This window comes from Aeromicrobium sp. (assembly GCF_025965075.1).
GTDB lineage: Bacteria > Actinomycetota > Actinomycetes > Propionibacteriales > Nocardioidaceae > Aeromicrobium.
Genome location: NZ_JAOPXQ010000199.1, coordinates 1 through 19,478, shown reverse-complemented (window position 1 = coordinate 19,478; position 19,478 = coordinate 1). Strand labels below are relative to the sequence as shown.

General features: G+C 71.2%; 22 protein-coding genes and 1 pseudogene. 7 read left to right on the top strand and 16 right to left on the bottom strand.

All coding sequences use genetic code 11. The features are described from left to right. The 10 genes and pseudogenes from JWQ91_RS12105 to JWQ91_RS12060 all read right to left on the bottom strand — a co-directional run. Positions 1-597: pseudogene (locus JWQ91_RS12105) on the bottom strand (phospho-N-acetylmuramoyl-pentapeptide-transferase); the annotation flags it as partial. Positions 598-650: 53 nt separating this feature from the next. After that, the gene (gene murF / locus JWQ91_RS12100) at positions 651-1,988 is read right to left on the bottom strand and encodes a UDP-N-acetylmuramoyl-tripeptide--D-alanyl-D-alanine ligase (protein ID WP_297784285.1); all 1,338 of its coding nucleotides are present in this window, start codon (positions 1,986-1,988) and stop codon (positions 651-653) included. After that, positions 1,985-3,466, bottom strand: a complete 1,482-nt coding sequence (locus JWQ91_RS12095) for a UDP-N-acetylmuramoyl-L-alanyl-D-glutamate--2,6-diaminopimelate ligase (protein ID WP_366521383.1) — start codon at positions 3,464-3,466, stop codon at positions 1,985-1,987. Before JWQ91_RS12095 ends, murF begins: the two co-directional genes overlap by 4 nt. 319 nt (positions 3,467-3,785) lie before the next feature. Then, a complete protein-coding gene (locus JWQ91_RS12090) occupies positions 3,786-5,534 on the bottom strand; it encodes a penicillin-binding protein 2 (protein ID WP_297784279.1) in 1,749 nt (582 codons plus the stop codon). Further along, positions 5,531-5,962, bottom strand: a complete 432-nt coding sequence (locus tag JWQ91_RS12085; protein WP_297784277.1) for a hypothetical protein — start codon at positions 5,960-5,962, stop codon at positions 5,531-5,533. The genes JWQ91_RS12090 and JWQ91_RS12085 overlap by 4 nt, the downstream gene beginning before the upstream one ends. Continuing rightward, complete coding sequence (gene rsmH, locus JWQ91_RS12080; protein ID WP_297784274.1) at positions 5,959-6,906, bottom strand: 16S rRNA (cytosine(1402)-N(4))-methyltransferase RsmH; 948 nt, start codon at positions 6,904-6,906, stop codon at positions 5,959-5,961. The genes JWQ91_RS12085 and rsmH overlap by 4 nt, the downstream gene beginning before the upstream one ends. Next, positions 6,903-7,031, bottom strand: coding sequence for a hypothetical protein (locus JWQ91_RS12075; RefSeq protein ID WP_297784271.1), 129 nt, complete (start codon positions 7,029-7,031; stop codon positions 6,903-6,905). Before JWQ91_RS12075 ends, rsmH begins: the two co-directional genes overlap by 4 nt. Positions 7,032-7,161: 130 nt before the next feature. Then, positions 7,162-7,626, bottom strand: a complete 465-nt coding sequence (mraZ, locus tag JWQ91_RS12070; protein ID WP_297784267.1) for a division/cell wall cluster transcriptional repressor MraZ — start codon at positions 7,624-7,626, stop codon at positions 7,162-7,164. Between the two features lie 211 nt (positions 7,627-7,837). Beyond that, positions 7,838-8,224, bottom strand: coding sequence for a DUF3040 domain-containing protein (locus tag JWQ91_RS12065; RefSeq protein ID WP_297784264.1), 387 nt, complete (start codon positions 8,222-8,224; stop codon positions 7,838-7,840). Between the two features lie 13 nt (positions 8,225-8,237). Beyond that, positions 8,238-9,011, bottom strand: coding sequence for a methyltransferase domain-containing protein (locus tag JWQ91_RS12060; protein ID WP_366521382.1), 774 nt, complete (start codon positions 9,009-9,011; stop codon positions 8,238-8,240). Between the two features lie 51 nt (positions 9,012-9,062). Between JWQ91_RS12060 and JWQ91_RS12055 the strand changes: the two genes are divergently transcribed. The 3 genes from JWQ91_RS12055 to JWQ91_RS12045 are packed head-to-tail and all read left to right on the top strand — an operon-like array spanning position 9,063 to position 10,693. Continuing rightward, the gene (locus JWQ91_RS12055; RefSeq protein WP_297784259.1) at positions 9,063-9,218 is read left to right on the top strand and encodes a hypothetical protein; all 156 of its coding nucleotides are present in this window, start codon (positions 9,063-9,065) and stop codon (positions 9,216-9,218) included. Further along, positions 9,218-9,427, top strand: coding sequence for a DUF4126 domain-containing protein (locus tag JWQ91_RS12050; RefSeq protein ID WP_297784257.1), 210 nt, complete (start codon positions 9,218-9,220; stop codon positions 9,425-9,427). Before JWQ91_RS12055 ends, JWQ91_RS12050 begins: the two co-directional genes overlap by 1 nt. Positions 9,428-9,436: 9 nt before the next feature. After that, positions 9,437-10,693 (top strand): FAD-dependent oxidoreductase, encoded by a 1,257-nt coding sequence (locus tag JWQ91_RS12045; protein WP_297784253.1) that lies wholly within the window; start codon positions 9,437-9,439, stop codon positions 10,691-10,693. A gap of 9 nt (positions 10,694-10,702) precedes the next feature. Here JWQ91_RS12045 and metF read toward each other — a convergent pair whose 3' ends face one another. After that, on the bottom strand, positions 10,703-11,596 hold the full coding sequence (gene metF, locus JWQ91_RS12040) for a methylenetetrahydrofolate reductase [NAD(P)H] (protein ID WP_297784249.1): 894 nt from the start codon (positions 11,594-11,596) through the stop codon (positions 10,703-10,705). Between the two features lie 23 nt (positions 11,597-11,619). Between metF and JWQ91_RS12035 the strand changes: the two genes are divergently transcribed. After that, complete coding sequence (locus JWQ91_RS12035) at positions 11,620-12,657, top strand: polyprenyl synthetase family protein (RefSeq protein WP_297784246.1); 1,038 nt, start codon at positions 11,620-11,622, stop codon at positions 12,655-12,657. Here the strand turns inward: JWQ91_RS12035 and JWQ91_RS12030 are convergent. Then, a complete protein-coding gene (locus JWQ91_RS12030; protein WP_297784244.1) occupies positions 12,632-13,048 on the bottom strand; it encodes a barstar family protein in 417 nt (138 codons plus the stop codon). The genes JWQ91_RS12035 and JWQ91_RS12030 overlap by 26 nt on opposite strands. After that, entirely contained in the window at positions 13,045-13,428 is a 384-nt protein-coding gene (locus tag JWQ91_RS12025; protein ID WP_297784241.1) for a ribonuclease domain-containing protein, read from the bottom strand. Before JWQ91_RS12025 ends, JWQ91_RS12030 begins: the two co-directional genes overlap by 4 nt. 146 nt (positions 13,429-13,574) lie before the next feature. Between JWQ91_RS12025 and pknB the strand changes: the two genes are divergently transcribed. From pknB to JWQ91_RS12010, 3 genes are read left to right on the top strand one after another with little or no spacing between them, the layout of a single operon-like run. Then, positions 13,575-15,602 (top strand): Stk1 family PASTA domain-containing Ser/Thr kinase, encoded by a 2,028-nt coding sequence (pknB, locus tag JWQ91_RS12020; RefSeq protein WP_297784237.1) that lies wholly within the window; start codon positions 13,575-13,577, stop codon positions 15,600-15,602. Continuing rightward, positions 15,602-16,474, top strand: coding sequence for a DMT family transporter (locus JWQ91_RS12015; RefSeq protein WP_297784234.1), 873 nt, complete (start codon positions 15,602-15,604; stop codon positions 16,472-16,474). The genes pknB and JWQ91_RS12015 overlap by 1 nt, the downstream gene beginning before the upstream one ends. 5 nt (positions 16,475-16,479) lie before the next feature. Further along, the gene (locus tag JWQ91_RS12010; RefSeq protein ID WP_297784231.1) at positions 16,480-17,010 is read left to right on the top strand and encodes a carboxymuconolactone decarboxylase family protein; all 531 of its coding nucleotides are present in this window, start codon (positions 16,480-16,482) and stop codon (positions 17,008-17,010) included. 55 nt (positions 17,011-17,065) lie between these two features. Here JWQ91_RS12010 and JWQ91_RS12005 read toward each other — a convergent pair whose 3' ends face one another. From JWQ91_RS12005 to JWQ91_RS11995, 3 genes are all read right to left on the bottom strand, one after another. Continuing rightward, entirely contained in the window at positions 17,066-18,406 is a 1,341-nt protein-coding gene (locus JWQ91_RS12005; RefSeq protein WP_297784288.1) for a class II 3-deoxy-7-phosphoheptulonate synthase, read from the bottom strand. Positions 18,407-18,458: 52 nt separating this feature from the next. After that, a complete protein-coding gene (locus JWQ91_RS12000) occupies positions 18,459-18,935 on the bottom strand; it encodes a DUF427 domain-containing protein (RefSeq protein WP_297784228.1) in 477 nt (158 codons plus the stop codon). Between the two features lie 33 nt (positions 18,936-18,968). Continuing rightward, on the bottom strand, positions 18,969-19,478 hold a 510-nt coding region (locus tag JWQ91_RS11995), incomplete at its 5' end, for a 6-phosphofructokinase (protein WP_297784225.1).

The following is a 19,478-nucleotide window of genomic DNA, read 5'->3' as shown; positions in this document are numbered from 1 at the left end:
GCAGGCCCCGGCCGCCAGACCGTCGAGGCCGTCGGTCAGGTTGACCCCGTTGCTGGCACCCGCCACGAGCACCAGCACCCAGATCACGAGCAGGATCGTGGGCAGCTTGAACCCGTCGATGTCGCGCGTGAACGAGATGCCGTGGGTGATGGGCGTCCGGCCGGTGTCGTCCTCCCAGCCGATCGCGAGCCCCGCGAAGACGAGGCCGACCACCGTCTGGCCGATGAGCTTGGCCTTGCTGCGCAGGCCGAGGTTGCGCTGCTTGGAGACCTTGATGAAGTCGTCGAGGAAGCCGATGACCCCGAGGCCGACGAAGAGGAACAGCAGCAGGAGCGCCGAGGCGCTCGGTCCCCAGCCGGGCTCGAAGTCCGTCGTGAGGCCCGTGAAGAGCTTGGCCGCGAAGTAGCCGAGCACGACCGCGAGGATGACGACCAGGCCGCCCATCGTGGGCGTGCCGCGCTTGGTGTGGTGCGAGGTCGGGCCGTCGTCGCGGATCAGCTGCCCGTAGCCCTGCTTGACCAGGACCGAGATCGCGAACCGGGTGCCGATCAGGGTGACCAGCAGCGACAGCGCTCCCGCGATCAGGATGGCCTTCATCGACTGGTGGATCCTTTCGGCGGTGTTCTCGACCTGCTCCGTCGAGTATGTCGTCAGCCCTGCAGCAGGGCGTGCGCGACTCGCTCGAGCCGGCCGCCCCTCGATGCTTTCACAAGAACGACCTCGTCCCCTGACAGGCTCGCGGAGAGTGTGAGAGTGGCCTCATCGACATCGGCCACCAGCTCGCCGACTCCGCCGGCGCCCACGGCGATGCCGCGTGCGCCCTCGCCGACCGCGACGACCCGGACGAAACCCAGCTCGGCCGCCAGGCGCCCGATGCGTACGTGGGAGTCGACGCTGTCGTCCCCGAGCTCGAGCATCTCCCCCAGCACCGCGATGGCCCGACCGTCGCCGATCGCCGCGATGGCACGCAGGGCGGCCTCCATCGACTCGGGGTTGGCGTTGTAGGCGTCGTTGACCACGACCAGCCCGTCGTCGCGGACGCGCCGCTCCATCCGCATCGGCGAGGCGGCCACGGCGGTGGAGAGCCGGGCGGCGACCTCCTCGAGGTGGACGCCCGAGGCCAGCGCCATCGCGGCGGCGGCCGCGGCGTTGATCGCGTGGTGCGCGCCGATCTGCGGGACATGCACGTCCACCACGACCCCGTCGTGCGCCAGGGCGAACCGGGGCTCGCCCGCAGGGTCGAGGGTCACCCGGCCGAGGGCGACATCGCCGGTACGGCCGAAGGTGAGGACCCGCGCGGACGTGCGGGAGGCCATGGCCGACACGAGCGGGTCGTCGGCGTTGAGGACCGCCACCCCGTCACGGGGCAGCGCCTCGACGAGCTCGCCCTTGGCCTCGGCGATGCGTTCGGGCGACCCGAACTCCCCCACGTGGGCGTGACCGACGTTGAGGACCGCGCCGATCGTCGGCGGGGCGATGCGGCACAGGTCGGCGATGTGGCCGATCCCCCGGGCGCCCATCTCGACGACCAGGTGGGCCGTGTGGGCGTTGGCCCGCAGCACCGTCAGCGGGACGCCCAGCTCGTTGTTGAACGAGCCGACCGGCGACACCGTGGGTCCCGATCGCTCCAGGACGTGGGCGACGAGGTCCTTGACGCTGGTCTTGCCCTGCGAGCCCGTGATGCCGACGACGGGCGCGCTGATCCGGCGCAGGTTCTCACTGGCCAGCAGACCGAGCGCCCTCGTGACGTCGAAGACCTGCACCCCCGGGGCGTCGACCGGGCGGCTCGACAGGACGGCTGCCGCTCCGGCGTCCATCGCGGCCCGCACGTAGTCGTGCCCGTCCACGTGCTCCCCCGCGAGGGCCACGAACAGGCCGCCGGGGACGACGGCACGCGAGTCGATCGTCGCCGGGGACGAGACGATGGCCTCGCCGCGTGCCGCGCCACCGGTGACGTCGGCGATCTCCTGCAGCGTGAACGGGGTCATGCGTGCTCCCCGATCAGCTCGACCAGGACCTCCCGGTCGTCGAACGGGTGCACGACGCCGTCGACCTCCTGGCCGCGCTCGTGGCCCTTGCCGGCCACGACGACGGTGTCACCGAGGTGCGCCATCGCGACGGCCTGGGCGATCGCCTCACGGCGGCCCGCCACCTCGATCGCCAGTCCGGGTCCCGCGGCGGCACCCGCCATGACGGCGGAGCGGATCGTCGCGGCCCGCTCGCTGCGGGGGTTGTCGTCGGTGACGATGACGACGTCGGCGTGGCGCGCTGCGACCTCGCCCATGATGGGGCGCTTGCCGTGGTCGCGGTCTCCCCCGGCGCCGATGACGACGATGAGCCGTCCCGCGGTCACCGGGCGCAGCGCGGTCAGCACGGCCGTGACGGCGTCGGGCTTGTGGGCGTAGTCGACCAGCGCCGTGAACGGCTGACCCGCGTCGACCCGCTCCATGCGGCCCGGCACGCCGGTGCTGGCCGCGATCCCGGTGGCCAGCTCGGCGGGGTCGTGCCCCGCCTGCGCCAGCGCGGCCATCACGGCGAGCGCGTTGGAGACGTTGAAGACACCCGGCAGCGGCACCGAGAGGTCGACCGCCACGTCGTCGGGGCCGAGGACCTCCAGGTCGGTCCCGAGGCGGTGGGGCCGGATGTTGACCGCCCGCCAGTCGGCCGGGTTGCCGTCGGTCGAGAACGTCGTGACGGGCAGCGGTGTCAGCTCACGGAGCCGGCGACCGTGGGCGTCGTCGACGTTGATCACGGCGTGCCGGGCGTGCTGCGGGGTGAACAGCGCGGCCTTGGCGAGGAAGTAGTCCTCGAGGTCGGTGTGGAAGTCGAGGTGGTCCCGCCCCAGGTTGAGGAACACCGCGACGTCGAACGTGAACCCGGCGACCCGCCCCTGCACGAGCGCGTGGCTCGAGACCTCCATGGCGCACACCTCGACCGCCTCCTCGCGCATCACCGCGAACAGTGCCTGCAGCTGCGGCGCCTCGGGCGTCGTGAGCGTCGAGGCGGCCGGGGTCCTGCGGATCCGCGTGCCGATCGTGCCGACGACGGCCGACGGGTGATCGCCGAGCGCGGCCTCGGCGAGGTACGTCGTCGTGGTCTTGCCCTGCGTGCCGGTGACCCCCAGGGTCGTGAAGGACTCGGCCGGATGGCCGTAGAACGTGGCGCTGAGCTCGGCGAGGAGCCGCCTGGGCTCGTCGACCACGACGACCGGGAGGAGGTCGCCGACGAGCGCGGCGCCCTCGGCGTCGGTCAGCACCCCGCTCGCGCCGCGGTCGCGGGCGACACCCGCGTACGTCGCACCGTGGGCGTTGGCCCCGGGCAGCGCGGCGTACAGGTCCCCTTCGAGCAGGTGCGCGGTGTTGAGCGCGATGCCGGTCACCACGGCGTCCCCGGTGGCGGTGGCGTCGAGCTCCGCAGCCAGCTCGGCGAGGGTCCAGCGCGGCGTCTCCCGAGGTCGTACCCGCATGCTCTCAGTCACCCCCGAACCCTACCCAACGCTGACGCCCACGCCACGACCGCTGACGCGTGGGTTGCGCCCGCTGAGGGGAGGGTTACACCCGCTGAGGAGTGGGTTGCAGCCCCTGACGCGCGGGTTGCAACGAATCATCAGAATCCGCAACCCACGCGTCAACCGGCGCAACCCACGCGTAACCCGGCGCAACCCAAGCGTCACCCGGCGCAACCCACGCGTCAGCGTCGTGACCATGGTCCGGCGGAGCCGGACAGGCGGCCCGCTGCGAGCCCTGCGAGCAGCGAAGCGAGCGCGAGGAACGAGCGCGTGCCGCCTACCACTCCTGTGCGACCTTGGGGCTCTTCGAGCCGCTGGGCGCGACGCCGAAGCGCTCAAGCGCCATCGACATCAGGTCGTGGAAGACCGGAGCGGCGGTCGAGCCACCACCCGCGTTGCTGTACGGCTTGTCGAGCACGATGTAGGTCAGGAACCGCGGGTTGTCGGCCGGGGCGAAGCCCATGAACGACACGGTGTTCTGCCCGCGGATGTAGCGCCCCGTCGCGGGGTCGACGCGCCACGCGGTGCCGGTCTTGCCGGCCACCCGGTAGCCCTTGATGGCTGCCGCCGGGGCGGTGCCGTCCGGAGCCGTGACGGCCTCCATCATGCGGGTCACGGTCGCCGCGGCGTCCTTCGAGACGACCCGGTGGCTCGCCGCGACCGGGGTCTTGGTCTCGTTGCCGTCGCCGTCGACCGTGCCGGAGACGACCGTCGGGTCACACATCTTGCCGGCGTTGGCGATCGCACCCACGGCCCGCATCATCTGCATCGCGGTGACCGAGATGCCCTGCCCGAACGAGATCGTGGCCTTGTTGGAGTCGGTCCACTCGTCGCCGTTCGGGAGGATGCCCTTCGACTCCCCCGGCAGGTTGACGCCGGTCTTCTGGCCGAAGCCGAACTTGCGGAGGTAGTCGTACTGCACCTGGTCGCTCATCTGCTTGGCCGCGACGATCGTGCCGAGGTTGGACGACAGCGCGATGACGCCGGCAGCGGTCAGGTGGATCGTCCCGTGCTGCCAGTAGTCGCCGATGCGTAACTTGTCGATCGTCATGCTCGACGGCACCACGATGGGCGTGCTCGAGGAGACCTTGCCCCGATCGGCGAGCGACGCCATCGTGACGGTCTTGAGCACGCTGCCGGGCTCGTAGACGTTCTGCACCGCACGCGACACGGTCTTGTCGTCGGTCATGCCGGTGCGATCGTCCGCGTTGAACGTCGGCGCCTGCGACATCTGCACGATCTGGCACGTCTTGACGTCCATCGTGATCGCGAGGCCCCAGTCCGAGCTCGACTCCTGCACGGCGTCGGCGAGGCGCTGGTCGCCGTACCACTGCAGGTCACGGTCGATCGTGGTCTTGACGCTGCTGCCCGGGACCATCTCCTTGACCGTGCTGTCGGCCATGGGGATGCGCTGTCCGGTCGGCGACACCTCGTACGTGCTCGAGCCGTCGGTGCCGGTCAGCGTCTTGTCGTACTGCTGCTCGAGGCCCGCGACGCCCTTGCCGGCTCCGTTGACGTAGCCGAGGAGGTTCGCCGCGAGCTTGCCGCCCGGGTACGACCGCAGGGTCTCCTTCTCGCTGAACACGCCGGTCAGCCCGGCCTTCGCGACGGCGTCGAGCGCCTTGTCCGCGGTCCACTTCGGGACGTCGCGCACGAGGTAGACGAAGCGCGACTTGGGCTTGCGCAGCTTGTCGATCGTCTCGAAGTAGTCGATCCGGTTGCCGAGCTTCTCGTGCAGGATGCGGGCGATCTGCGGGGCGGTGTCGGCCGTCATGCTCGGGTCCGCCGTCAGGGTCAGCCCGTCGACGCTGGTGGCGAGCGCCTCGCCGTTGCGGTCGAGGATCGTGCCGCGGGGTGCGGGGTCGGTCGACGTCGCGGTTCCCGCGTTGACGGCCGCAGCGGCGTACGCGCTGGCGTCGATCCCCTGGATCTGGAACAGCCGGGCGCCGAACAGGCCGAACACGACCAGCACCATGACGAGGCACCAGCGGAGCCGGCGGCGGGTGAGCAGCTGCCGTTGGGTCATCGCGTCACGCTCCCGATGTTGCTGCCAGCGACGGCGGGCTCGGCCTTGCCGAGGACCTTGTTGTCGGACAGCCGCAGGAAGGCCGGGTTGGCGTTGGGGACCATCCCGAGCTGCACCGCGCGGGCGGCGACGTTGGCCGGGCTCTGCATGCGGTCGACGTCACGCGCCAGCGCCTGCTGCTGCGTCTTGAGCTGCGCGGCCCGCTGGTCGAGCCGGGCGGCCTCGAAGGACTGCGCCTGAAGGACCGTGCTCATGATGATGAGCCCGACCAGGCCGATCGACAGGATCGTCATGACCACGACGACGAACGGCGCCTTGCGGGCGCGGCTGCGGACCGGGCGGACGAGGCGCAGGCCGGCGGCCTTGGCGTCGTCGATCCGGCTCGGTGAGGGGGCGAAGGCCCGCGCGAAGGAGGTCGTCGAGCTCATGCGGTGATCCGTTCTGCTACGCGGAGGCGGACCGACCGGGCCCGGGAGTTGTCCTCGATCTCCTGCTCGGTCGCCATCTCGGCGCCACGGGTCACGAGCCGGAACTTGGCCTCGTGCCCCTCGGGGACGAATGGCAGGTCCCGCGGGACGTCGGTCGTGGTGACCTCCGTGAGGGCCCGCTTCGTGATGCGGTCCTCCAGCGAGTGATAGGCCAGCACGACGACGCGTCCGCCGGGTGCCAGCGCCTCGAGCGCGGCCGGCAGCGCGCGCCGATAGACGCCGAGCTCGTCGTTGACCTCGATGCGCAGCGCCTGGAACGTCCGCTTGGCCGGGTTGCCACCCGTCCGTCGTGCGGCCTGCGGGATGGAGTCGCGGATCAGGTCGACCAGCCGCGCGCTGGTGGTGAAGGGCTCGGTGGCCCGCTCCCGCACGACGGCGTCGGCGATGCGCTTGGCGAACTTCTCCTCGCCGTACTCCCGCAGGACCTTCGAGAGCTCGCGGGACGTGTACGTGTTGAGGACGTCGGCTGCGGTCAGCTCGTCCTCGGGGTTCATCCGCATGTCGAGCGGGGCGTCCTGCGCGTAGGCGAAGCCGCGGTCGGCGAGGTCGAGCTGCATCGATGACACCCCGAGGTCGAACAGCACGCCGTCGACCGTCCGGAACCCCGCGTCGCGGACGACGTCGGCGATCTCGTCGTAGACCGCGTGCGCGTACGTCACGCGGTCGCCGAACGGCGCGAGCCGGGCCCCGGCCCGGGCCAGCGCCTCGGGGTCGCGGTCGATCCCGATGACGTGGAGGTCCTCGAACCGGTTCAGCATCGCCTCGGTGTGACCGCCCAGCCCGAGCGTCGCATCGACGACGACGGGGCGATCACCGGTGAGGGACGGGGCCAGGAGGTCGAGGACGCGCCCGAGCAGGACCGGGACGTGGCTCGCCTCGCTCACAACAGGCCCAGCCCGACGGCGATCGCGACGGCGAGGGCGATCGACGCGGCGAGGGAGAAGGCCATGACCCGGACGCCGTCGGCCACCTCGTGCCGTACGCGTCTGGTGCCCTGCTCGATCCTCATCGGTTCCTGTCCTCGATCTCGTGGTGCTGGTGTGCCCGGTCCTGTCGTGTGGCCAGATCCGCGACCGCTGGGTCTGACACCGGGGAAGTGATGTCAGAACCACGCGGGCGCAGATCTCGCCGCACGAGCGTCAGAAGATGCCGGGCATCACTTCTTCCGACATGTCCGCGAACGGGCCTTCCTGGGCCGCGGAGAACTCGTCCCATCGACCCGAGTCCCAGATCTCGATGCGATCCATCGCACCGACGACCGTGCACTCCTTGTCGAGCTGCGCCCAGGTGCGCAGCACCGACGGGATCGAGACACGACCCTGCTTGTCCGGCACCTCCGAGGAGGCTCCGGAGAAGAACATGCGGTTGAAGTTGCGCGCCGCCTGGTTGGTGAAAGGCGTGTTGCGGATGCGGTCCGTGAAGGCGTTGAACGCCTCGGTCGTCCACCCGTAGATGCAGTTCTCCTGCCCGCGGGTGAGCACGATGCCGGTCTCCAGGCGGGGGCGGAACTTCGCGGGGAGGAACAGCCGGCCCTTGTCGTCGAGGCGAGGGGTGTAGGTGCCGAAGAAGTTGGACACATCCGGGTTCACCTCGCTCCTCCTCATCGCCGGGCAGTTGCTCCATTTCGCCCCACTGTACTCCACGTTCCCCCACTGGGTGCACATTCGAGCACCTTTTTCGGGTATGCCGAAGGGCGCCCCCCACCGTGGTGGAAGACGCCGGATTCCGCGTCAGGGCAAAGAAAAACCGCCCCCGTGGGGGCGGTCAGCGTGCAAGTGGAGCGAAGTGGAGGGAAATCCGGTCCCCCGGCCCGTTCTAGCGCTCGTCCCCGTCCCGGCGGCGCTGCCAGCGCTCCTCCATGCGGTCGACGAACGAGCCGGACTGCTTGCCGGGTCGGTGCGATCGTCCCGACCGGCTGGACTTGCCGGACGGTCCGGTGGCGACCTCGTCCCGGCCACCGATCCCGCGCTTCCACGCGATCGTGAACAGGTAGGCCGCGCCGAGCATCGCGAGGAAGCCCAGGACACCCAGCCAGGTCATCTTGGAGACCGCACCGGCGAAGAGCATGACCAGACCACCGATGAAGCCGAGGACAGCCAGCAGCGCGACACGACGGTTGTGTGCCATGAACTTCGACCCACGGAGGGTCGACGCGAAATCGGGGTCCTCGGCGGCCAGCGACTGCTCCAGCTGGTGGAGCAATCGGGCCTCTTCATCAGAGAGCGGCACTTCTGCCTCCTGGATCGGGTGTTGCTGCTGCTGGCAAGTCTAGGCGGGCTATCGACTGCAAGCCAGCGGAAAGGGCTGAGAACTCGCTGGACGAACGCAGCTCACGCTCCAAGGCGTACAACGCGTCCCTCGCGCCCGGCTCGATGTCGACGATCGCGCTGGGGACGAGGTCGGCGAACACCCGCACCCCGTTGGTCCGCACCGTGACGAATCCGTGCGACGAGAGCAGCGCCTCGAGCTCGGCCGGAGCGAACCGGCGTGGGCCCATCGAGCGCAGGTCCCACGTGTCGACCGTGCGTCCGAGCAGGGTGTGCGCCGTGACGAAGTCGCCGGCGAGGGCGCGGGCGGCGATCGCGGCGTTGCGGCCCGCGACCATGACGCTGGCATGGCCCCCGGGGCGCAGCGCCGTGGCGACGGTGTCCAGAGCCAGCGCCGGGTCGTCGACGTGCTCGAGCACGCCGTGGCACACCACGAGGTCGAACGACGCCGGCTCGACGTGGTCGAGCAGGTCGCCGGAGTCACCCTGGACCCCGCGGACCGGTTCGGGCAGTCCCGCCTCGATGCCACGGCGGTGCAGGGACGCCAGCGCGTCGGGGCTCGGGTCGACGACCGTGACCCGGTGGCCGAGCCGAGCCAGGTGCACCGCGTCACCGCCCGTGCCGCCACCGAGGTCGAGGACGTCGAGCAGCTGACCGGCACCGGCGATCGCGACCGCGTCGACGACGGCCTGCCACATCAGCTCGGAGCGGACGGGACCCATGACGGACACTGTGCCACAGCGCCCGGAGCGGCTTCCCGGTAGCGTCCGGTCATGGACCTCGCGGCACTCGTGTTCTCGAGCGGTTGGGCCAGTGGCGTCAACGCGTATGCGACGGTCGCCGTGCTCGGCCTGGTCCAGCGCCTGACCGACACCGACGTCGTCCCCGCCCTGCTGGGTCGCACGGACGTGCTGGTGTCAGCCTGCTGATGTTCACGGTCGAGCTCGTCGTCGACAAGGTCCCGTGGCTCGACTCGGTGTGGGACTCGGTGTCGACCGTCGTGCGGCCGACCGTCGGAGCGTTGGTCGCGTACCAGCTCGGCGGCGACGCGCCGGGGACGGGCAGGCGTTCCTCACCGCGCTGCTCCTGGCGCTTCGTTCGCACGGCACGACGCCGCCGGGCCCGTCGCACCCCGTAGGGTGCGCGCATGGCGAACGTCGTGGTCGTGGGTGGCGGGTTCGCCGGACTGTCAGCCGCTGCGCGGCTGGCCAAGCTGCGGCACGACGTCACGCTGGTCGAGGCCGGTGACCGCCTCGGCGGGCGGCTCCACGGGCACCGCGTGGGCGACCGCACCTGGCAGCTCGATGCCGACACCGTCACGCTGCCGGGGGTCTTCCGCGACCTGTTCCGCAAGTCCGGGCGGCCGTTGGAGGACGTGCTCGGGCTGACCCAGGTCGCCGGTCGCCGCCACGTCTTCGGGGACCGTACGGTGCTGGATCTCCCGCTCGGCAGCCGCGGCGACCAGCACAACGCCGTCGTGGAGGCCTTCGGGGAGGACGAGTGGTCCCCCTGGCTGGACCGGTTCGGCGACCAGTGGGACGTCATCCGGCGCACGGCGCTCGACCAGGTGTTCGCGGGCAAGGCCGCCGTGGACCGGCAGCTCCGTCGGACGCTTCACCCGCGGCGCACCGTCAAGGGGCTCGACCGTGAGCTCGCCGACGCACGCCTCGCCAAGATCGTCCTCGACCCGGTGCGCCTCGCGGGGCAGGACCGGCGCATGACCCCGGGCTTCGTGGCGGTGGCCCACCACGTCGAGCGGTCGTTCGGGCGTTGGCGCTTCGAGGGCGGCCGGCCGGCCCTCGCCGCCGCCCTCGAGCAGCGTCTGGTCGAGCGCGGCGTCACGGTCCAGCTCCGCGAGTCTGCCCACGAGCTGGTGCTGGACGCCGGCCGGGTCCGGACGGTCGTGACGGATCGCCGCGCCCTTTCGGCCGACGTCGTCGTCTGGTGCGCCCCGAACCGTCCCGCTCCCCTGCCGCCGGTCCCGATGCTCCCGGTCATCCCGGCGTCCCGGACGCTGGTCGCGCTGGGACCCGACGCCCCGGTGCTGCCGCACGACGTGCTGGTGCACGCCAACCCGCCGATCCGCCTGTGGTCGGCCGACGGCGTCGCGTGGACGATCGAGCACCGCAGCGGCGAGGACCCGCTGCACGTGCTCGCCCGGTCCGGGATCGATCTCCGTCCCCACGTGCTGGTGCGGACCGACCTGCCGCCGACCGAGCTCGTCGGCCTGGGCCACTGGGGCTGGGCGTGGAACACGTGGACCACGGCGCTGGAGCTGCCGGGCGTCGCGCCCCGCGGCGGCCTCTACTTCGCCGGCGCGCATGCCCACCCCGGCGGCTCGCTCGAGGCGATCGGCATGGCGACCGCAGCGATCGCGGGCGACATCGGCCCCGCGCCCCGCTGAGGCGTCAGCTCAGACCAGGCCCTCGGCGCGCAGTCGCTCGAAGATCTCCCGGGTCGCCTTCGACCGGTTGAGGGTGATGAAGTGCAGCCCCGGCGCCCCGCCGGCCAGCAGGTCCCGGCACAGCTGCGTCGCGAGCTCGATCCCCTTGGCCCGGACGGCGACCTTGTCGTCACGGATCGGGTCGATCTCCGCCAGCACCTCGGCGGGCATCTCGGCCCCCGACAGCTCGGCCATCCGGGCGACCTGCGCGAAGTTGAGGATCGGCATGATGCCCGGGATGATCGGGATGTCGCTGCCGAGCGCCCGGACGCGGTCGACCAGCCCGAAGTAGTCCGAGGCGCGGAAGAACAGCTGCGTGATGGCGTACTGGGCGCCGGCCCGCGCCTTCTGGACGAGCACCTCGGCGTCGCGGTCGAGGCTCTCCGCGTCGGGGTGACCTTCGGGGAACGCCGCGACGCCGATCTCGAACAGGCCCATCTGCGACGCGAGCTCGACGAGGTCGACGGCGTACGTCATGCCGTCCGGGTGCGGCTCCCACGGGGCGCGCGGTCCGCCCTTGGGGTCGCCCCGCAGCGCCAGGACGTTGTCGACGCCGGACGCGGCGTACTGCTTGAGGACCGACTCGATCTCGCCGCGGGTCTGCCCGACGAGGGTCAGGTGCCCGACCGGACGCATCGACGTCTGCTCGGCGATGCGGGCCGTGATGCGCACGGTCCGCTCCTGGCTCGTGCCGCCGGCGCCGTAGGTCACCGAGACGAAGGTCGGGTCGAGGGGCTCGAGGTCGGCGATGGTCTGCCAGAGCACCGCCTCGCCGTCGTCGTCCTTGGGCGGGAAGAACTCGAACGAGCAGCACGGCGAGGGCGCGCGCAGGGCGGCGACCAGGGACTGGTGTTCGGTGCTCATGCGCCAACGATACCGTTCCAGATGTGACGACTCGCGCGGATCTTCCCGGCTTCAGGACGCGGATAGATCACACCCTGACGGAGTTCGTCGACGCCCAGCGCGCCGTGCTGTCACCTCTCGGACCCGACCTGGACGCCCTGGCCGACGCGGCCATCGCCTTCGTCGCCGGCGGCAAGCGGCTGCGGCCGCAGTTCTGCTACGCCGGCTGGCTCGTCGCGGGCGGGGACCCGGACGAGCCGGCGATCGTGCGGGCCGCCGCAGCGCTCGAGTGGCTCCAGGGCAGTGCCCTGGTGCACGACGACCTGATGGACGGGTCGGACACCCGCCGCGGGCGTCCCAGCGTCCACCGCGACTTCGAGGCGCGACACGTCGCGGAGCACCGGCACGGCGACGCCGCCGGCTTCGGCGCCTCCGCGGCCGTCCTGCTGGGCGACCTGCTCCTGTCGTGGACAGACGAGCTGTTCCGGTCCAGCGACCTCCCGACGACCCGCGCGGCCTTCGGCTTCCTCGACCTCTGCAAGACCGAGGTCGTCGCCGGCCAGTTCCTCGACGTCGCGGGGCAGACCCGCGCGTCCCTGTCGGTCGAGGAGGCCATGCTGGTCGTGCGCTACAAGTCGGCCAAGTACACCGTCGAGCGCCCGCTGCACATCGGTGCCGCGCTGGCCGGTGGCTCACCCGAGCTCGTCGCGGGCCTCAGCGAGGTCGCCCTCCCGCTCGGCGAGGCGTTCCAGCTCCGCGACGACGTGCTGGGGGTGTTCGGCGATCCAGCGGTCACGGGCAAGCCCGCCGGCGACGACCTGCGCGAGGGCAAGCGCACCGTGCTGGTCGCCCGCGCGTTCGAGCTCGCCGACGAGGCGGGGCGCACCCTGCTCGCCGAGGGTCTGGGCACGGTCGACGGCGTCGGTCCGGTCGCCGAGCTGATCCGCGCGTGCGGCGCGCTGGACGCCGTCGAGGCGGACATCTCCCGCCTCGAGGACGCGGCCGATGCGGCGATCGACCGCCTCGGCGCGCGGGACGTGCTGGGGCCGCTGGCCCTCACCGCAACCCGTCGAGCCCGCTGACCCCCGGCTCGCCGCGCACGACGACGGCGAACGCCGCCGCCTGCCCACTGGCGTCCCGCAGCACGTCCACGACCGCTTCCACGAGGACGGGGTCGATGTCCGACACGCGGCCGAGGCCGTCCCAGACCAGCACCACCGGCATCCCGGTCAGGTCGGCGAGGGCGTCGAACAGGGCGTCGAGGTTGCGGCCGAACCACTCCGGCAGCGACCAGCCCGCGGCCACCGCGTCCCAGAACTGCTCGACCGACGCCACGTCCCGCGTGTCGAGCGACAGGACACGCCAGCCCGCCCCCTCGGCCTCGCGGCCGAGGTCCCGCGCCGGGTCCCCCCGCCACACGTAGAGCCCCGGGGTGGTCGTGCCCGCGAGCAGCGAGTCGTACGTCGCGGTCATGGGGCCGCCTCCCTGACCTGGCGGAACGATCGGTAGTGGTCCGCGGTGTAGTAGGCCGAGCCGTCCTCGCCCACGACCAGCCGCCGCGGACCACGCTCGCTCTCCCCCGGCGTCGGCACGGTGTACTCGCGCCAGAACCCCCGCTCGTGGCGGGGCAGCAGCCGCTCCCGGTTCATGAACACGGCGCCGTCGCGGTGGTACGGGAACGGCCCACCGGCATCGATCAGCGCGAGCGTGTCCCGCGCCTGCGCCGGCAGCTGCGACGTACCCGCCTCCGCCGCCGGGCGATCCGGGTCCGGGCCCACCCGGCCCACGCCCCAGAGGACGGCGGTCACGAGGACGAGGATCCCGAGCACCTGCCACCCCGTCGACCGCCTCATGGACACATCGTGGCGCATGCCGCGTCGTGCGCGACATCACGAGACAGATGTGACACGCGTCGACGCAGGTCACGGACCGATGTGGCACAGTCACTAGACTGCTCTGAGGGTCACGACCGTGCCCTGCATGACGAGGGAGGGTTGGCGTGGCACTGACGGGCGACGAAGCCCTCGTCGGGCGTGTCCTCAGCGAGCGCTACCTGATCGGCGAACGCATCGCCCGTGGCGGCATGGCGAGCGTCTTCAAGGCGACCGACCAGCGGCTCGACCGCGAGGTCGCGATCAAGATCATGCACCACGGTCTCGGCGACGACCAGCAGTTCACCCAGCGGTTCGTCCGCGAGGCCAAGTCTGCGGCCAAGCTCAACCACCGCAACGTCGTGTCGGTCTTCGACCAGGGCACGGACGGCGAGGTGACCTACCTCGTCATGGAGTACGTCCCCGGCCACACGCTGCGCGACGTCATGCGCGCCGAGTCGCCGATGACCCCCTACCGCGCGCTCGAGCTGCTCGAGCAGGTGCTGATCGCCCTGTCCGCCGCTCACGCAGCGCGCATCATCCACCGCGACGTCAAGCCCGAGAATGTCCTCATCACGCCCGACGGGGACGTCAAGGTCGCCGATTTCGGCCTGGCCCGCGCCGTCAGCGCCGCGACGACCGCGACCGGCGGCACGTTGATCGGCACGGTGTCCTACCTCGCTCCGGAGATCGTCACCAACGACGGCGCGGACGCCCGCTCCGACGTCTACGCCTGCGGGGCGATGCTCTTCGAGATGCTGACCGGCATCAAGCCCCATTCCGGCGAGTCCCCGATCCAGGTCGCCTACAAGCACGTCCACGAGGACATCGCTCCCCCGTCGACCGTCCAGCAGGGCATCCCGCCGTACGTCGACGCGCTCGTCGCGCGCGCCACGGTGCGCGACCGCGACCAGCGCTCGACGGACGCCCGGGTCATGCTCCAGCAGGTCCGCTCGGTCCAGCGGGCGCTCGGCGCGGGCCTGACCGACGATCCCGAGCTCGTGGCGGACCTCGCCCCGGGCGGACGTGTCGACCAGGACGCAGCCGCGACCGTCTCCGTGCCCCGTGCCGCCGTCGCCGCGGGAGTCGCGCAGTCGGCCGGGCGCTCCGCGCCGACGGAGATGGTCAGGTCGTCCGACGACACGATGCAGTGGAGTGCCGGCCTGACCGACACGCCGCCGGTCGTGGCCCGGGATGCCGCCAAGCCCCTGGGCCTCCACCCCGAGATGTCGCGCGAGGACTACGACCGCGCGACGGCCAAGCCGCACTCACGTCGCGGCCGCAACCTGCTGATCCTGGCCGTCCTGCTCGCGCTGCTGGCCGGCGGCCTCACGTGGTACTACACCGACCTGCGCTACTCCTCCACGCCCGTGCTCAACGGCAGCACCGAGAAGGTCGCGCGGCAGAACGCCGAGGCCGAGGGCTTCAGGTTCAAGGTCGTCGAGCGCACCTTCTCCGAGGACGATCCGCTCGGCACCGTCATCAGCACCGACCCCGGTCCCGGGGACAAGATCCTGCCCGGCAGCACGATCGAGGCCGTCGTGTCGAAGGGCCCTGACCGGGTCAGCATCCCGAAGGGCAACCTCACCGGACTCAAGCTCAGCGAGGCGAAGCGCGAGCTGGCCAAGGTCGACCTGGTGCTGGGCGAGCGGACGACCGCCTACGACGAGGACGTCCCCAAGAACCGCATCGTCAAGGCCGACGGCGTCACCGCCAGCACGCTGCTGAAGCGTGGTGACAAGGTGCCCGTCGTGGTCAGCAAGGGCCCCAAGCCCATCGCGATCGACAGCCAGGTGGGACGCACCGTCGACGAGGCCACCGCGGCTCTCAGGGGCGCGGGCTTCCTGGTCACGACCTCCACGGCGTTCGACGACAAGGTCAAGAAGGGCATCGTCGTCTCGCAGGACCCGGCCGACGGCAAGGGCTACAAGGGCGACACGATCGCGCTGACGGTCTCCAAGGGCCCCGAGCTCGTCGCCGTGCCCGACGTCAAGGGCCGCCCCCGGGACGAGGCGACCCGGATCCTCGAGAAGCGCGGCTTCAAGGTCCGCACGTTCGGGCCGGGCAACTTCACGGTGTCCTCGCAGAGCCCCAACGGCGGGGTCAAGCGCCGCAAGGGCTCGACCGTGACCATCACCTCGGTCCCCTTCCTGTAATGAGGCCGCGGCTCGCCGCGGCAGCGCTCCTGAGCGTCACCGCCGTCTGGGGATCGACGTTCTTCCTCATCAAGGACCTGCTGGACCGGGTGCCGGCCGCGGACTTCCTCGCCGTGCGGTTCGCGATGGCGTTCGTCGTCATGCTGCTCGTCGCACCGCGAGCCATCGCGCGCATCAGCCCCCTGGCTCGGCGCCGCAGCGTGCTGGCCGGCCTGGTCTACGGCGTCGCCCAGATCCTGCAGACGACGGGTCTCGGGCACACCGATGCCAGCGTCTCCGGATTCATCACGGGGCTGTACGTCGTCGCGACACCGGTCATCGCCTCGGCGGCCTTCGGGCTACGGGTGCCACGGACCGTGTGGCTGGCCGTCGTCCTGTCGACCCTCGGGCTCGGGATCCTGTCCCTGCGCGGCCTGTCGATCGGGTTCGGCGAGTCGATCACCTTGGTCTGCGCGATCCTCTACGCCGTCCACATCGTGCTGCTGTCCCGCTGGTCGACGGCCCGCGAGGCGTACGCGATGGCGACGATCCAGATGGGCGTCATCGCCCTCGTGAGCCTGGTCGCCGCGACACCGCACGGCCTGACGCTGCCCGACCGTCCCGGTGACTGGGTCGCGGTGTCCTACATGGCCATCGTGGCGGGCGCCGTCGCGATGCTGGCGCAGACCTGGGCCCAGAGCCAGCTCGACGCCGCGCGGGCGGCCCTGCTCATGACGATGGAGCCGGTCTTCGCCGCGACGTTCGCGATCGTCCTGGGCGATGAGGGAGTGGGCTGGCGCCTGCTGATCGGCGGGGCGTTCGTCCTGGTCGCGATGGTGCTGGCCGAGTCCTCCGGACGTACTGAGACGTCCGTATCACTTCCCGTAGAGTGACCGCCATGGAACCACCACGGATCGCCCCGGGGGGCCTCCGCGAGCTCGGGCTCGTCAACTACGCCTTCGCGACCCTGGCCGGCCGGGTCGTCGGTGGGAGCAAGCCGCACGTCTTCACGACCCTGGGCCGCCAGCGACGACTGTTCCGCGCGTGGCTGCACTTCAGCGGCCGGTTGATGCCCGGCGGGCGGCTCCCCCGCCGCGAGTCCGAGCTCGTGATCCTGCGCATCGCGACGCTGCGCGACTGCGAGTACGAACGTCGCCACCACCTGCGCCTCGGGCGCAGGGCCGGGGTCACCGAGGAGCAGATCGCCCACCTGGACGACCTGGCATGGGGCGGCTGGTCACGCCGCGAACTGGCGCTGCTGACTGCGGCGACGTCGTTGGTCGAGACCAAGAACCTCGACGACGCCACCTGGGCGGAGCTGCGGACCCACCTCGACGAGCCCGACACGATCGAGCTCCTGCTGCTGTGCGGCCAGTACGACTCCCTGGCCACGACCCTGCTGACCCTGAAGGTCCAGCCCGAGGACTAGCGACCGAACGAAGGCACCGTCCACGCGCCCGAGCCGTACAAGAAGTGACGCGGCCTCAGCCACGCCCTGACAGCATCTCGGCCACCAGGAAGGCCAGCTCGAGACTCTGCGCGCGGTTGAGGCGCGGGTCGCAGAGCGTCTCGTAGCGGTGGGTCAGGTCCTCGGCCGACAGCTTCGCGCCGCCGCCGACGCACTCGGTGACGTCGTCACCCGTGAGCTCGACGTGGACGCCGCCGGGCCAGGTGCCGAGCGAGCGGTGGACCTCGAAGAAGCCACGCACCTCGTCGATGACGTCGTCGAACTCGCGGGTCTTGTAGCCGTTGCTGGTCTCGAACGTGTTGCCGTGCATGGGATCACAGATCCACGCGACCTCGATGCCGGCCGCGGTGACCTTCTCGACCAGGTTGGGCAGGCCTTCGCGGATCTTGCCGGCCCCGAACCGGGTGATGAAGCTGACCTTGCCGGGGATCCGCTCGGGGTTGAGCTTCTCGTAGAGCGCGATCGCGTCGTCGGCGGTCGTGGTGGGGCCCAGCTTGACGCCGATCGGGTTGGCGATGCGGCTCAGCAGCTCGACGTGGGCACCGTCGAGCTGACGGGTGCGCTCACCGATCCAGACGAAGTGGCTCGAGACGTCGTACGGCTTCTCGGTCCGCGAGTCGATGCGGGTCAGGGCCTGCTCGTACTCGAGGATCAGCGCCTCGTGCGAGGAGAAGAAGTCGACGGTGTGGAACTCGTCGGGGTCGACGCCGATCGCGTCCATGAACGCCAGCGCCCGGTCGATCTCGGCGCCGATGCGCTCGTAGCGCTCCCCCACGGGGCTGTTCTTGACGAAGTCTGTGTTCCACGCGTGCATCTGGCGCAGGTCGGCGTAGCCGCCGGTCGTGAAGGCGCGCGCGAGGTTGAGCGTCGACGCGGACGCGTGGTAGACGTCGACGAGCCGCTGCGGGTCGTGGGCCCGGGACTCGGGCGTGAAGTCGAAGCCGTTGACGGCGTCGCCGCGGTAGGCCGGGAGGGTCACGCCGTCGCGGGTCTCGGTGTCGCTGGAGCGCGGCTTGGCGTACTGCCCGGCGAGCCGGCCGACCTTGACGACCGGGACGCTCGCGGCGTACGTCAGCACGACCGCCATCGACAGCAGGACCCGGAGCTTGTTGCGGACGTTCTCGGCCGTGACGCCCTCGAAGGTCTCGGCGCAGTCGCCACCCTGCAGCAGGAACGCCTCACCGCGTGCCACGTCGGCCAGCCGGTCGCGCAGCGCGTCGCACTCGCCGGCAAAGACCAGCGGCGGCATCCGGCGCAGGGTCTGCACCGCGGCGTCGCGGGCGGACTGATCGACATACGTGGGCTGCTGGGCAGCGCCGATCGCGTGGAGTTCGTCAAGGCTGGGAATGCTCACCAGCCAATGATACGGCGCCCTCGAAGTGCCGATGACACGCCGTCGGGGCGTGGACTCACCACGACATCGTCCCCGGCGCGCCCTTGAACGGCCCGGTCACCCGGGACGTGATCCAGCCGCCGTAGAAGTCACCCTCCTGCGCCTGCACGACCTCGTCGTCGATCGTGGCGGCGTCGACCTTGCCCGGGTAGATCGCGACATGGCCGGCCAGGTCGGCATAGCCCCGGGTGGGGCTCTCGTAGGTCCACGCGCCCGCCGGGATCGTGCGGTCGGGCGTCACGACGTCGAAGTACGACGCGGCGCCCTTCCACTCGCAGAAGGTCGTCCCGTTGATCGGCACCAGGACACCGTCGGCGAACGCCGCGATCGGCAGGTAGTACGTCGGCGGATGGCTCGTCTCGCAGATCCGGTAGGACGTCATCGTGTCGGCGATCCTCATCCCGCCCAGCGTCACGACGAGGTGCTCGTCGCTGGGCTCGATCGACGGTGGTCGCGGATAGTCCCAGACATTCTCGACCGGACGGGAGCTCATGTGCCGAGCGTACGGCGGTGAGCCGCACGCGGCTCAACCGAAGAGGACCTCGACCTCGTCGTAGAGATCGGGCCGCACGGTCTTGAGCTTCTCGGTGCCCTCCGACAGCGGCACCCGGGCGATCTCGGTGCCACGCAGCGCCATCATCGTGCCGAAGTCGCCCTCGTGCACCGCCGTGATGGCGTGCAGGCCGAACCGGGTCGCGAGCCAGCGGTCGAACGCCGTGGGGGTGCCGCCGCGCTGGATGTGGCCCAGCACGACGGCGCGGGCCTCCTTGCCGGTCCGCTGCTCGATCTCGTGCGCCAGGCGGTCACCGATCCCACCGAGGCGGACGTGGCCGAAGGCGTCCTTCTCGCCGTTGACCAGCGACATGTCGCCGCCCTCGGCGGGGACCGCGCCCTCCGACACCACGATGATCGGCGAGTAGTGCGTCGCGAAGCGGCTCTCGACCTGCGCGCACACCTTGGCGATGTCGAACGGACGCTCCGGGATCAGGATGATGTTGGCGCCGCCCGCGAGGCCGCTGTGGAGCGCGATCCAGCC

Coding starts and splice junctions, on each gene's coding strand:
- murF (WP_297784285.1), bottom strand. CDS start 1,988: ATGACCCCGTTCACGCTGCAGGAGATCGCCGACGTCACCGGTGGCGCG.
- JWQ91_RS12095 (WP_366521383.1), bottom strand. CDS start 3,466: ATGCGGGTACGACCTCGGGAGACGCCGCGCTGGACCCTCGCCGAGCTG.
- JWQ91_RS12090 (WP_297784279.1), bottom strand. CDS start 5,534: ATGACCCAACGGCAGCTGCTCACCCGCCGCCGGCTCCGCTGGTGCCTC.
- JWQ91_RS12085 (WP_297784277.1), bottom strand. CDS start 5,962: ATGAGCTCGACGACCTCCTTCGCGCGGGCCTTCGCCCCCTCACCGAGC.
- JWQ91_RS12075 (WP_297784271.1), bottom strand. CDS start 7,031: ATGAGGATCGAGCAGGGCACCAGACGCGTACGGCACGAGGTGGCCGAC.
- mraZ (WP_297784267.1), bottom strand. CDS start 7,626: ATGAGGAGGAGCGAGGTGAACCCGGATGTGTCCAACTTCTTCGGCACC.
- JWQ91_RS12060 (WP_366521382.1), bottom strand. CDS start 9,011: ATGGGTCCCGTCCGCTCCGAGCTGATGTGGCAGGCCGTCGTCGACGCG.
- JWQ91_RS12055 (WP_297784259.1), top strand. CDS start 9,063: ATGGACCTCGCGGCACTCGTGTTCTCGAGCGGTTGGGCCAGTGGCGTC.
- JWQ91_RS12050 (WP_297784257.1), top strand. CDS start 9,218: ATGTTCACGGTCGAGCTCGTCGTCGACAAGGTCCCGTGGCTCGACTCG.
- JWQ91_RS12045 (WP_297784253.1), top strand. CDS start 9,437: ATGGCGAACGTCGTGGTCGTGGGTGGCGGGTTCGCCGGACTGTCAGCC.
- metF (WP_297784249.1), bottom strand. CDS start 11,596: ATGAGCACCGAACACCAGTCCCTGGTCGCCGCCCTGCGCGCGCCCTCG.
- JWQ91_RS12030 (WP_297784244.1), bottom strand. CDS start 13,048: ATGACCGCGACGTACGACTCGCTGCTCGCGGGCACGACCACCCCGGGG.
- JWQ91_RS12025 (WP_297784241.1), bottom strand. CDS start 13,428: ATGAGGCGGTCGACGGGGTGGCAGGTGCTCGGGATCCTCGTCCTCGTG.
- JWQ91_RS12015 (WP_297784234.1), top strand. CDS start 15,602: ATGAGGCCGCGGCTCGCCGCGGCAGCGCTCCTGAGCGTCACCGCCGTC.
- JWQ91_RS12010 (WP_297784231.1), top strand. CDS start 16,480: ATGGAACCACCACGGATCGCCCCGGGGGGCCTCCGCGAGCTCGGGCTC.
- JWQ91_RS12000 (WP_297784228.1), bottom strand. CDS start 18,935: ATGAGCTCCCGTCCGGTCGAGAATGTCTGGGACTATCCGCGACCACCG.